Here is a 13171-nt window from a genome sequence, read left to right as displayed (position 1 = left end):
CTCTTACGAGATTCTCTTTGGATGAGAGCAGTATAAAAGGTTATTGTGAAGTGATTGTGAAAGGGGATTTAGAGTTTTTGAAGACGATCAACTAAGTCGCCGATCTGTTTTTCTTGTTCATACAATGCAAAACTTTTACGGACATAGGCTTGGAGAAGAAGTTTAATATCATTGTTCCCCTCAATATGAAAATCTTGTTTCATTTGAGCCGTTAAAAAATGGGCAAAATCTTCCTCGATATCAATGTCGTAACGTTTGGCATTGAGGGTGAGGGTTACTTTGGTTTTCATCCAAGCAAACTTTCGATTTTAGAAACGATCGTCTCAATCTCGGCATCTTTAGCAGCAAGTTCATCACTGTACATTTTAATCTCTTCATCTTTTGAAGCAAGGGCCCCATGAAGACGCTGAATCTCGGCATCTTTTGTTTGTTCATTACCGCGTATCGAAGCGCTTTCACTTCGAAGGGTTTCGATTTCTGCTTTGAGTGCAACTTGTTTTTCAAGTAAATCGGTAACGAGTGTGGTCAGTTTTTCCAATGGGGTAGGATTAAATAGCATGATTAACCTTGCGTGATAGAGTCTGTCTCATAATTTTAACACAGTTTAGCTCAGCTTCACCGCCAATACCTCCAAATCAGATATTCCGCTATAATTTACAAACATAGTTAAACACTGAGTAGAAGGTATTTGATGTTACTAAATGATCTTATCGGTACATTGCAATTAGCAATCGGCCCCGTCATTCTTATTTCAGGGATCGGTTTAATCATTTTAAGTCTCACCAACCGTTTCGGGCGGATAGTCGATAGAACACGTCAACTTTCGGTTGAGTATCGTCATACTTCGCAGATAGACCAAGAGCGTATTTTAGAAGAGCTTAGAATACTCACGGTAAGAGCAAAAGTCATTCGAAGCAGTAACTTTTTAGCCGTACTGAGCGTTTTATTGGTTTCATTTATTATCATTGGTCTATTCGGATCTGCTCTGTACCATTTTAATATGACCTATATCCTCATCATTTTGTTTATTTCCAGTATCATCAGCTTGATCCTTTCGCTTTTTTTATTCATCTACGATCTTGATCTCTCACTCAAAGCCCTTTGGATTGAACTTCCAAAAGGATTAGCCCAATCCGATAGTGATTGATATCGTCAGCAGATCATGTGAAAAACAGCATTTGCGCTATAATTTCAAATCTTTATGACAGGGTTACCCATTGCCGATTTTTAAAGTCCATACACCCTACCAACCTGCCGGTGATCAGCCCGTCGCTATCGATGCTCTTGCATCGGGCATTAAAAACGGTGAACGCTATGTCTCCCTTGAGGGGGTAACGGGTAGCGGTAAAACCTACACGATGGCGAAGGTGATCGAGAGCGTTCAGCTCCCCACGATTATTATGACCCACAATAAAACTCTCGCGGCACAGCTCTACAGTGAGTTTCGCTCATTTTTTCCCGAAAACCATGTCGAGTATTTCATCAGTTACTACGATTATTATCAACCCGAAGCCTACATTCCCCGCCAAGATTTATTTATCGAAAAAGACAGCTCAATCAACGATGAGTTGGAGCGTCTACGCCTCTCCGCCACCGCGAATCTCCTTAGCTACGATGATGTTATCGTGGTTGCCTCCGTCTCTGCCAACTACGGACTCGGTGATCCGGAAGAGTATGAAAAGATGGTGCAAGTTATCGCCGTCGGTGATGAGATCAACCAAAAAAAGCTCCTCCTTCGCCTCGTTGAGATGGGGTATGCCCGTAACGACACCTATTTCGACGGCGGTCACTTTCGGGTGAACGGAGAAGTCGTCGATATCTATCCCCCCTACTGGCAGGATCAAGCAGTTCGGATCGAGTTTTTCGGAGATGAAGTGGAGCGTTTAACCTTTTTTGAACCCCTCAGCAACACGATGACCGAAAAGCAAGAGAGTGTCACCATCTATGCCACCAGCCAGTTTGCCGTAGGGCAGGAGAAACTCGCGCGCGCGATCAAACGGATCGAGGATGAACTCGGAGAACGGCTTAACGAGCTCGACAAACAAGGAAAAATTGTCGAGGCACAGCGGCTCAAACAACGATGTGAATTTGACCTCGAAATGCTGCAGGCAACGGGGATGTGTAAGGGGATCGAAAACTACTCCCGCCACCTCACCGATAAACTCCCCGGAGAAGCCCCTTATACCTTGCTTGATTATTTCACCCTCCATCACGATAAATTTTTGATTATCGTCGATGAGAGCCATGTGAGTTTACCGCAGTTTCGGGGGATGTTTGCGGGGGATCGAAGCCGTAAAGAGGTACTCGTCGATTACGGATTCCGCCTCCCGAGTGCTCTGGATAACCGTCCTCTCATGATCGATGAATTTATGAACAAAGCGCCCCATTATATGTTCGTCTCCGCCACTCCATCGGCTCAAGAACTCGATGTCAGTACCACCATCGCTCATCAGATTATCCGACCTACCGGACTCCTTGATCCGATCATCACGATCAAACCGAGTGAAAATCAGGTCGAAGATTTACACGATGAGATTAAAAAAACCGTAGCCCTTGGGGATCGTGTCCTCGTGACGGTACTCACTAAAAAAATGGCGGAAGCCCTCGCCAAATACCTCGCCGATTTAGGGATCAAAGTGCAGTATATGCACTCCGAAATCGACGCTATCGAGCGCAATCAGATCATACGGGGATTGCGTGTCGGAGATTTCGATGTCCTCATCGGGATCAATCTCCTCCGAGAGGGGTTAGACCTCCCCGAAGTGAGTCTCGTGGCGATTTTAGATGCCGACAAAGAGGGATTTCTCCGCTCAGAAACCGCCCTCATCCAAACAATCGGACGTGCGGCACGAAATGAACACGGACGGGTTATTTTGTACGCGCAAAAGATTACCGGATCGATGGAGAGAGCAATCAAAACGACCACGGATCGACGTGCCCTGCAAGAGGCCTATAATGTAAAGTACGGTATCACCCCAACCACCACCAAACGCTCTCTGGATGAGAATCTCAAACTCGAAGATGTCGGCGATTTATACAACCGCTCCAAAAAAGCGAAAACACTCCCCGCCGCCGAGCGGAAAAAACTGATCGAAGAGCTGAACCTCAAAATGAGAGAAGCCGCTAAAAAACTCGAATTCGAAGAAGCGGCGCGACTGCGTGATGAAATAGCAAAAATAAGGAAATTATGATTTATGGATGACATGCTCAATAACCTCTCGACGTACGGCTACATTGTGCTCTTTCTCTACTCTCTTGGAGGGGGATTCGTCGCCCTTTTGGGTGCAGGGGTTCTCAGCTTTATGGGGAAAATGGATATATCGCTCTCCATTGCCATCGCTATGATCGCCAATTTTATCGGAGATTCGTTGATGTTTTATATGTCTCGATACCACAAGCGTGAAATGATGGAGTACTTTAAAAAGCACCGTCGAAAACTCGCATTTTCTCATCTCCTCCTCAAACGAAACGGATCATGGATCATCGTCGTTAAAAAGTTTATCTACGGGCTTAAAACCCTCGTCCCTTTAGCCATCGGATTAACCAAGTATGATTTTTGGAAATTCAGTGCGTACAATGCCATCGGCGCAGCTATCTGGGCAGTCGTCGTCGGGGGGGGAAGTTATCTTTTCGGAGGAGCGTTAATAAAGGCGTATGATTTGATCTCCGATAAGCCTTATCTCGCCCCGATTATGCTTGTTATCATCGGCGGGGCAACGTGGTTTTATCTCTCATCGGCAACCAAGAAAAAAGGTTAAAATAGTAACTTCTCTTCGGTTTTCGGTGCCTCTTCCTGCGTTGCATCCGGAGCTACTGAGGTGTCGGTAAATGTTTCGCTTCCGTTTTGATCATCCGTAGGAGCTTGATACACTCCCGCAGGAACATCAAAATAACGTTTCGTATTCGGATAAATCCGTAACATATCTTCATAATAATAACGAAAAACAGGTCCTGCGGCACGCCCTCCCGTTTCACTACGGCGCATCGGGGTATTATTATCATGTCCGAACCAAACTACCGTCTCTACCGTCGGTGAATAACCGACAAACCATGCATCGACGTTTTTATTGGTCGTTCCCGTTTTACCGGCTATCTCTATACCGCCGACACGTGCGGCTGTTCCCGTACCGTGACTCACAACATCTTTGAGAATCGAGGTCATTAAATAAATTTGCTGCGGCGTATTGACTTGACGACTTTTATTTTGATACTGAATCGTCTCCCCTTTTGGGGTTATTACCTGTCGTACCAGCATCGGATTTGTTAGTGCCCCTCCGCTGGCAAACATCGTGTAATATTTTGCCAAATCGATAGGAGAGATAGAGATTGTCCCCAGAGCAATAGAGAGATCGGGAGGAAGATTTTCAACAATACCGTAACGTCTTAAGCCGTCGGTAATTTTCCCGAATCCCATATCACTCACCATATTGATCGTAGCAAGGTTACGTGAATGGGTAAGTGCATCGCGAATCGTAACCATCCCTTTATACTCATTTTTATAGTTTTTCGGCTGCCACGTTTTCTCTTCACCGTCATCACCGGCGTACGTATAGGTACGAGCGATATCGGGTACCATCGAAGAGGGAGACATACCGCTGTCGAGTGCTACTTGATAAATAAACGGTTTAAAAGCTGAACCGGGTTGACGTTTAGCTTGCGTTACACGGTTGTAGGGGCTGAGGGCATAATCATACCCTCCTACCATTGCCAAGATTTCTCCCGTGTGGGGATTTAAACTGATAAGGGCGCCATTGAGCTGACGCTGCATGTTCTCGTCCAAATCACCCGCTTCTTGCGCCCGTTTTAAAATCTCGTCACGACCTGACTGAAGCGCTTTGTATCCTGCTTCCTGAAGACGCATATCGATAGTTGTGTAAACTTTATACCCGCCGCTGCGAATATCAGGGAAGGCATCGCCGAGTTGACGCATAACCTCATCGATAATATAGGGACCCGAGTTTTTACTAAGGGTGTCATTGTAGACTTTTGGACGCTCTTGTGTTGATTTTTCATAGGTTGCTTGATCGATCCATCCCAGTTCATACATCCGTCCGATAACACGGTTAGCCCGTCCTAGGCACAACTCATAATTTCGGGTCGGAGAATAAAAATTAGGGGCTTTTGGAAGACCGACGAGCATCGCGATCTCTTTTAAGGTTAACTCTTTAAGAGGTTTACGAAAATAGCCGTCAGATGCTGTTTTGATCCCGTAATACCCATGCCCTAGATAAATTTCATTGAAATAGCGCTCTAAAATCTCCTCTTTAGAGAGTTCTTGCTCAATTCGTATCGCGTACAAAACCTCTTTAAATTTACGTGAAAATTTCTTTTCACGATTGAGAAGGGTATTTTTAACCAACTGTTGAGTGATAGTACTTGCCCCTTCTTTGAGTTTTCCGGCACTTACGTCTTTGATGATTGCCCGCATTATCGCATCGGGGTTAACTCCTCCATGCTCAAAAAACATCGTATCTTCAATCGCCAAGAGGGCTTCAATCAATCTTGGAGGAATATTTTCATACGAGACATAATAACGGTGCTCATCACTGAAAAGATTGGCGATTTTATTCCCGTTACGATCATAAACTTCCGTTGTCAAACGGGGCTGATATTTGATCAGTTTTTGGGTTTCGTATTCAAAAGTGTAGATAAGGTACCCTAAAAACACAACGGGAATCATCACAATAATTCCCAGACCAATGAGCATGTATTTTCTCATTCTTGTCCGTAGCGGTACTTCTTCATAGGAGTTGATCAATTTCTAAATCCTCTGGTTTTAAATTCAGCGCTTATAAGCGCTTGGGTATATCCATCTTTGGGGGAGGTAATGACATCGACCATTTTTCCTGCCTCGATTACAAGACCGTTTCGAAGAATACAAATCTCTTCGCATAATGCTGATGCTACACTCATATCGTGGGTTACAAACAACATCGAAAATCCCATTGATTCTTGTAATTTTTTTAATAATGTAATCATAGCCTCTTTTGAGGAAGGATCCAGTGCGGTTGTCGGCTCATCGAGTAACAAAAGTTTCGGATTTGAACCTAAAGCGATTGCAACCACAACACGCTGTAGCTGTCCTCCCGATAATTCAGGGGGAAATCGTTCCAAAAGTGTTTCATCCAAACCCAATAGGGCAAAAAGCTCTCGACTTCTCTCTTGATAGAGAAACATCTGATCTTTAATTCGCGTAAGCGGTGAAAGTGCCGTAAACGGATTTTGAGGAACAAGAGAGAGTGTTTCTCCTCTCTTCCACTCAAAATCAGATCGTTTTTCGAAAAAAACTTCCAACGCCGGATCCAAAATTCCCAGTAGAGCTTTTAAGGTAAGCGATTTGCCGCTCCCGCTTTCTCCCACCAATGCCAACGACCGTCGAATCTCAAACGAAATATCCACTAACTTCGTATCTTTATGGGTAATCTTAAGCCGATCAATATGAATACTATTCATATTATTATTTTACCCAAATCTGTGTTAAACGCTCACACACCTGCACTAAAACTGCCTCATCTATGTCAAGCCGTGTAATAAGACGAAGTATCGCTTTTTTCACCGTCGGTTGACGAATGGCTCCTACCTCTATTCCCAATTCATTTTTTAACTGCTTTTGGAGTTCTATCACTTCACGGTTGTCCCCGATTTCAATCGGGACGATCAATCCGGGTACATCAATCCCGAGTATTTCACGGACAATACGTTGACGAATCTTTATTTTTTCGCGCAGAATTTTTACGTTTGTTTGGATAAATATCAATGAATGGTGAGCCAATGCCGTATCATAGAGTGAGGGGGCCGTGGCATAGATCACGTTTTTTGCGCGGTTGATGAGATAGTCGCTAATATGCGCCGAGGAGAGGACATAGGCTCCGAAACTGCCGTACGCTTTGCCTAGAGTCCCCATTTTGATCATGCGTGGTGTCGGTGCAATAGCATAGTAATCGAGTATTCCCATTAGTGACTCGCCGATCACCCCACTACTATGAGCTTCATCCAAAATCAAAATCGCCTCATATTTTACGGCAAGCTCAATGATCTCTCGTGAGACACAATCGCCCCCCATCGAGTATATCCCCTCAACTGCCACTATCGTCCGTTTCCCAGATGAGCGAATCAGTTCTTTTTCCAATGTACTCACATCGTTGTGAGGGAAAAAAACAACTTCTCCCTCACACATACGCGATCCTGCAACCCCGCTGGCGTGATACTCCTCATCCATTAAGAGGACATCCCCTTTACGTATTAACGCTTCGATGAGACCGATATTCGCGTTAAACCCACTCCCCATGACGATCCCCGCTTCAAATCCATTCGCCTCACATAATGCACGCTCAAAGGCGGCATGAATCGGATGATAGCCGTTGACCAACATGGACGCTTTCGGAGCATGATCAGGGTACGCAGAGAGGGTCTCACACGCTTTAAGATGGAGTTCTCTGTTCTCAGCAAGTCCCAAATAATCGTTTGATGCGGCATCAATAAGTGCGCTATCACGAATACGGCGTTCACGATAGCGACCTGAACGCTTTAGTGCTTTGAGTTCACTCTCGTAAGGATGATTCATCATAAAAACGGCTTTAACACTTCGATACTAAGCCCCATTGCAGTACTCTCAAACCCGCGTACTTCACGAATATAGGGTTTGCAAAATCCCTCTACCATACACGCGCCCGCTTTACCTCGCCATTCACCGCTTCGTAAGTAATTCTCAACCTCTTTTGGATCAAAAACATCAAAAAAATAGTGGGTCGAAGAGATGTCGAGGAGTTCGAGCCGTGGAGTTTTGTAGATCATACAGGTGATGATTGCGACCTCTGAACCGCTTTGGGTCTCCAAAATCATCCGTGCATCGGCTTCGTCTTTCGCTTTGCGTAAAATTTTTCCCTGCGCGGTTACAACCGTGTCAGCGACAAGGAGTGGATAATCGGTACATCCGAATTTTTCAAAATTAACACGGTATTTTCCGAGTGTCGCTTGATACACAAAGTTTTTAGGGGTGGGAGCGATAATCGAATCTTCATCGAAATCGAGGGACTCTTGCAAATAGGGGATACCCGCAGCTTTGAGAAGTTCGGCACGGGTTATCGAAGATGAACACAATCTCAACATGCGAACCTCATTTTATTCTGATTGCGTATAAATTATGAATATGCGCCTCGTAAAAATACACCGATATAAATCGCAATCAACCCTAACACAATATTCACCGGAACCATATATTTGGCAATCATCCCGAGCAACCCTTTTGCCGCTTCAATATTTCCTGCCTTCAGTGCCTCTTCCGCCTTACGTCTACGAAACATCATCGCACCCAAATTCAATGCCATAACGAGCCAAATCGCCTCTTTGATATGTACCGTATTGTACAAACTCATTGCGTATTCATCAATGACATTGCCTGAAGCGTCCACTGCCGCAGCACGAAATCCTAATCCCACAGCCATCAAAACCGCCGTAATAATAAGGATGATAACAAACGGCCATACAATGCTAAATAAACGTTTGAGGGTATGCGCCGCACGCTCTAAACGAAGTTTTGGATCACTAATGAGTGCGAGTGATTGGTGCGTTGCGAATCGGATAGCGATCATCCCGCCTACCCAAATGACGGCACTAAGTACGTGTAAAAAAACGATTAATGTACGGTGTTGAGCAAACGTCTCGATCAAGAATTCTTTCATTATGCCAATTCCTTCGTTACATACGCCAATGCCGCCTCTTTGGCCTCACCTAGTTTAGAAGCATCTTTTCCGCCCGCTTGAGCAAAATCCGGACGTCCGCCGCCGCCGCCACCGAGGATCGGTGCGATTGCTTTGATCCAGTCACCCGCTTTAACACTAGTGTTTTTAGCCCCTGCCGCAAGAAGTACTTTCTCCTCTTTGACTTGGAACAAAATCACCGCAACCGAATCGTGCTGGTTTTTAAGTTCATCGATACGCTCTTTGATATCGCCTGCACTGAGTTCGGCGACTACTACCGCCGTAGAGCCCATCATCGTAACGGAGAGTTCCTCTTTCGCCGAAGAAGCCAATGTGCTCATTTCCGATTTGAGGGTTTTAACCTGCTCTTTGAGACGTTCAATACCTGCCAATACATCGCGATTTTTAACCGATGCTTCTACCTCTTCGAGGAGATGACGCTGTTGTTTGAACAGGTTGTACGCCGCATTGCCGCACACCGCTTCGATACGACGAACTCCAGCGCTCACACCGCTCTCTTTGACGATTACAAACGTTCCGATGGTTGCCGTGTTATCGACATGGATTCCGCCGCAAAACTCGACCGATGCGGTGCCGAAGTTTACAACGCGAACCGTATCACCGTATTTCTCGCCGAACTGCGCTTTGGCTCCGCTTTTTTTCGCTTCGTCGATGCTCATCTCTCTCGTCAACCCTTCCAACGCATGGAAGATATGATAGTTCACCCGCTCTTCGACGAGAGCAATCTCTTCGTGGCTCATTGCTTTAGGGTGGGAGAAGTCGAAACGGAGACGGTTATGCTCAACGAGTGATCCCGCTTGGGAGATATGCTCACCGAGAATCTCATACAACGCCGCATGGAGTAAATGGGTTGCCGAGTGGTGTTTCGCGATCTCGTTACGCTCAGGATCAACAACCGCTTCGATGCTCTCACCGACACTTACTGTCGCTTTAGTTTCGATATGAGAGAGGTTCAAGCCGTGAAATTTTTTCGTCTCAGTAACGGTCGCTTTATCCCCGAGAATTCCGGTATCACCCGATTGTCCGCCGCTTTCCGCATAAAACGGAGTCTCTTCGAGAAGTACCCAACCGCGCTGATAGGCATGAAGCTGTTCAACACGCTCGAAATTTTCACCCAAAAGGGCTTGGATTTTAACGGGAGCTTTGGTGTAGGCATACCCGATGAAGGTGTTGAGGCCGAACGTCTCAAGGAGGGTTTTAAAATCCCCCTCGACGTGCGCATCACCCGAACCTTTCCATGCCGCTTTTGCCCGTTTACGCTGTTCAGACATCAGTGCTTCAAACGTATCGACATCAAGGCTCATGTTTTTTTCACGAAGCATATCTTCGGTCAAATCGAGAGGGAAACCAAAGGTATCGTAGAGTTTAAACGCCACTTCGCCGCTGAATGTCTCTTTGGTATTTTTAAGCTCTTCGTTAAAGAGTTCGATCCCCGATGCAATGGTTTTGAAAAAGCGTTCTTCTTCGAGCATGATTTGCTCTTTTAAAACTGTCAATTTTTCAACGATGTAAGGGTATTGTTTCCCCATCAATTCCGCAACGGTATCAGCAACCTCAAACATAAACGGTTTGGTAAATCCGAGCAAATATCCGTGACGAACCGCACGACGTAAAATACGGCGCAATACATAACCGCGCCCCTCATTCGAGAAGTTTGTCCCCTGCGCAAGGAGAAACGTAGCCGTACGGATATGATCGGCGATAACACGATACGATGCACCGCTAGCATAGGTATAAGGTTTACCGATAAGGGCTTCAACTTTGCGAATAATCGGCATAAAGAGGGTTGAATCGTAGTTGCTCAATGCCCCCTCTAAGACTGCCGTTGCACGTTCTAGCCCCATCCCCGTATCGATAGATGGTTTCGGAAGCGGTTTCAATTCACCTTTGGCATTGCGCTCATACTGCATAAATACAAGATTCCAGATTTCGAGGAAACGATCCCCATCTCCCCCCATATAGTCTTCAGGTCCGTTAAAATGTTCCGCACCCTGATCGACGAAGATTTCCGAACACGGTCCGCACGGTCCGGTATCTCCCATCTGCCAGAAGTTATCTTTATCCCCCAGACGCATAATACGATCTGCGGCAATGTGTTTTTTCCAAATTGCTTCAGCTTCGTCATCGCTCTCATGGACGGTAACCCACAATTTATCAACAGGGAGTTTCATCACTTCGGTAACAAATTCCCACGCATGGGCAATCGCTTCTTCTTTGAAATAATCACCAAAACTAAAATTTCCGAGCATCTCGAAAAACGTGTGGTGACGCGCCGTATGACCGACGTTCTCTAGGTCATTGTGTTTTCCACCCGCACGGATACACGTCTGTGCACTCGTAGCGCGAGGATTTGAGGGGATAGGGATATCACCCGTAAAGATTGACTTAAACGGAACCATCCCCGCATTGGTGAAAAGGAGGGTTGCATCATCAGGAACAAGGGGAGAACTCGGAACCCGTGCGTGTTGTTTTGATTCAAAAAAGGCCAAAAAGGCTTCGCGGACATCCATCATAGTCATACTCTCATTTGGATAAAATTGCGCGATTATAGCGAAGAAGGAGTTAAAAAATATTATAAAATTCCCGTGATCCAATACAAAGAGCCGTTCTGAAGGCAGTCGTGCCGAGAAGAACGTAGCGTTTTTGGATCACGGTATGATCTTTTGGTACTTTTCTGACTAAACAGAAAAGTAGAGAAGAAGTTACGAAAACGCCCGATTAAGCGCGCTGAACATCGCTTTGATCGAGGCTACGGTGATATCGTTATCACACCCTACTCCGAAATATTTATCCAAACTCTCGGTCTGAATCTCGATGTACGCTACCGCTTCGGCACTGGAAAGCTCTCCGCGTGAATGCTCACTGTACGAGAGGATTTTAAAATTATGCGAATACTCCACCATCAACGCGTTTTTACACGCATCGATCGGGCCATTCCCCTGCCCTTCGCTTCGGATCATTTTGCCGTTATGGGTGTATTCCAACACACATTTGGCAGAGTGCTCTTTCGCACTCTCCGAGATCACCGAGTAATCGACGAACTCAATGTCATGCGGCTCACCGAAATAGGTTTTCTCGAAAATATCCAAAATCTCTTCGGAAGTGAGTTCACGTCCCGCTTCATCAGTCACACGCTGAACGATGGTTCCGATTTCAGGGTGCATTTTCTTCGGCAATGAGTAGCCGAATTTATCTTCGAGGACGTAGGCTACGCCCCCTTTGCCCGATTGGGAGTTGATACGGATAATCCCCTCGTAGTTACGCCCCACATCGCTCGGATCGATAGGGAGATACGGTACTTCCCAAAACGCATCATCTTTAGCACGCTGATACGCTAACCCCTTGTTGATCGCATCTTGGTGAGAACCTGAAAATGCCGTGTAAACGAGCTCGCCCACATACGGGTGGCGCTCATGGGTTTTCATGTCCGTGCACTCTTCTACAACGCGCACCACCGTCTCCAAATCGCTGAAATCAAGCTCTGGATCAACCCCTTGGGTAAACATATTGAGTGCCAACGTGATAATATCGACGTTTCCGGTGCGCTCACCGTTGGAGAGCAACGTCCCCTCGACACGATCCGCCCCCGCCAACAATGCTAATTCCGTTGCGGCAACGGAGGTTCCACGGTCATTGTGGGTATGGGTCGAGATCAACACGTGCTCTCGGTTGGTGAGGTGTCGGCTCATCCACTCAATCTGATCGGCATAAACATTCGGCGTCGCCATCTCGACCGTTGCAGGGAGGTTGATCACCACTTTTCGACTCGCGCTAATTCCCCATCGATCGGTGACGGCGTTACAGATACGGGCGGCAAATTCGAGTTCTGTCCCCGTAAAGCTCTCAGGGGAGTATTCGAGCATGATTTCACCGTCGTGCTTTGCAGCACGAGCTTTGACCATATCGACACCCTCTAATGCCAACGCGATAATCTCGTCTTGCTCTTTTCCGAAGACGATTTTACGCTGGGCTACCGAGGTGGAGTTATACAAATGGACAATCGCTTTTTTGACTCCCGCTAACGCTTCAAACGTTTTGTCGATCAAATGTTCTCGCGCTTGGACGAGGACTTGAACCGTCACGTCATCGGGAATCAATTTTTGCTCTACAAGGGTGCGTAAAAAATCGAACTCCACTTTCGACGCGGAGGGGAATCCCACCTCAATATTTTTAAATCCGAGTTTTAGCAAGAGGGTGAAGAGAGAGAGTTTTTGATCCAAGTTCATCGGGGTGATCAACGCTTGGTTACCGTCGCGAAGATCGACACTGCACCAGATAGGGGCGTGCGTGATGGTTTTGGATGGCCAAATACGATTTGGCAAATCAACTTGAGGATAAGGGCGATATTTGCCCGCGGATGTGTGTTTCATAGTGAAACTCCTTTGATAATTCTCTCCTCACTGCCCTTGCTGGTGGCAATAAGTGGGCGAATTATAGCAAAAAGGGGCTCA

The 13171-nt window shown here is 46.2% G+C and carries 12 protein-coding genes; 3 read left to right on the top strand and 9 right to left on the bottom strand.

Translation table 11 applies throughout. The features are described from left to right. Nucleotides 1-68: 68 nt before the first annotated feature. A complete protein-coding gene (locus tag RMO68_RS01305) occupies nucleotides 69-290 on the bottom strand; it encodes a hypothetical protein (RefSeq protein ID WP_310438899.1) in 222 nt (73 codons plus the stop codon). Further along, on the bottom strand, nucleotides 287-559 hold the full coding sequence (locus RMO68_RS01300; protein WP_310438898.1) for a hypothetical protein: 273 nt from the start codon (nucleotides 557-559) through the stop codon (nucleotides 287-289). Before RMO68_RS01300 ends, RMO68_RS01305 begins: the two co-directional genes overlap by 4 nt. Before the next feature lie 132 nt (nucleotides 560-691). Between RMO68_RS01300 and RMO68_RS01295 the strand changes: the two genes are divergently transcribed. The 3 genes from RMO68_RS01295 (at nucleotide 692) to RMO68_RS01285 (ending at nucleotide 3758) form a co-directional block, all read left to right on the top strand. Then, the gene (locus RMO68_RS01295) at nucleotides 692-1147 is read left to right on the top strand and encodes a DUF2721 domain-containing protein (protein WP_310438897.1); all 456 of its coding nucleotides are present in this window, start codon (nucleotides 692-694) and stop codon (nucleotides 1145-1147) included. Between the two features lie 70 nt (nucleotides 1148-1217). Further along, the gene (uvrB, locus tag RMO68_RS01290) at nucleotides 1218-3191 is read left to right on the top strand and encodes an excinuclease ABC subunit UvrB (RefSeq protein ID WP_310438896.1); all 1974 of its coding nucleotides are present in this window, start codon (nucleotides 1218-1220) and stop codon (nucleotides 3189-3191) included. 3 nt (nucleotides 3192-3194) lie between these two features. Continuing rightward, nucleotides 3195-3758, top strand: a complete 564-nt coding sequence (locus tag RMO68_RS01285) for a DedA family protein (protein WP_310438895.1) — start codon at nucleotides 3195-3197, stop codon at nucleotides 3756-3758. Here the strand turns inward: RMO68_RS01285 and RMO68_RS01280 are convergent. From RMO68_RS01280 to leuA, 7 genes are all read right to left on the bottom strand, one after another. Further along, nucleotides 3755-5719, bottom strand: a complete 1965-nt coding sequence (locus tag RMO68_RS01280) for a PBP1A family penicillin-binding protein (protein WP_310438894.1) — start codon at nucleotides 5717-5719, stop codon at nucleotides 3755-3757. The two genes, RMO68_RS01285 and RMO68_RS01280, sit on opposite strands and share 4 nt — an antisense overlap. Before the next feature lie 35 nt (nucleotides 5720-5754). Beyond that, the gene (locus RMO68_RS01275) at nucleotides 5755-6453 is read right to left on the bottom strand and encodes an ATP-binding cassette domain-containing protein (protein ID WP_310438893.1); all 699 of its coding nucleotides are present in this window, start codon (nucleotides 6451-6453) and stop codon (nucleotides 5755-5757) included. A gap of 4 nt (nucleotides 6454-6457) precedes the next feature. Beyond that, a complete protein-coding gene (locus RMO68_RS01270; protein WP_409574817.1) occupies nucleotides 6458-7564 on the bottom strand; it encodes an aminotransferase class I/II-fold pyridoxal phosphate-dependent enzyme in 1107 nt (368 codons plus the stop codon). Next, a complete protein-coding gene (maf, locus tag RMO68_RS01265) occupies nucleotides 7564-8109 on the bottom strand; it encodes a septum formation inhibitor Maf (protein ID WP_310438891.1) in 546 nt (181 codons plus the stop codon). Before maf ends, RMO68_RS01270 begins: the two co-directional genes overlap by 1 nt. A gap of 32 nt (nucleotides 8110-8141) precedes the next feature. Further along, on the bottom strand, nucleotides 8142-8681 hold the full coding sequence (locus RMO68_RS01260; protein ID WP_310438890.1) for a hypothetical protein: 540 nt from the start codon (nucleotides 8679-8681) through the stop codon (nucleotides 8142-8144). Continuing rightward, nucleotides 8681-11230 (bottom strand): alanine--tRNA ligase, encoded by a 2550-nt coding sequence (alaS, locus tag RMO68_RS01255; RefSeq protein WP_310439105.1) that lies wholly within the window; start codon nucleotides 11228-11230, stop codon nucleotides 8681-8683. Before alaS ends, RMO68_RS01260 begins: the two co-directional genes overlap by 1 nt. Nucleotides 11231-11422: 192 nt before the next feature. After that, entirely contained in the window at nucleotides 11423-13090 is a 1668-nt protein-coding gene (leuA, locus tag RMO68_RS01250; protein WP_310438889.1) for a 2-isopropylmalate synthase, read from the bottom strand. Nucleotides 13091-13171 lie beyond the last annotated feature (81 nt).

Origin of the sequence: Sulfuricurvum sp., from assembly GCF_031427015.1 — a bacterium.
Lineage (GTDB): Bacteria > Campylobacterota > Campylobacteria > Campylobacterales > Sulfurimonadaceae > Sulfuricurvum.
This window is presented reverse-complemented; position numbering and strand designations above follow the sequence as displayed.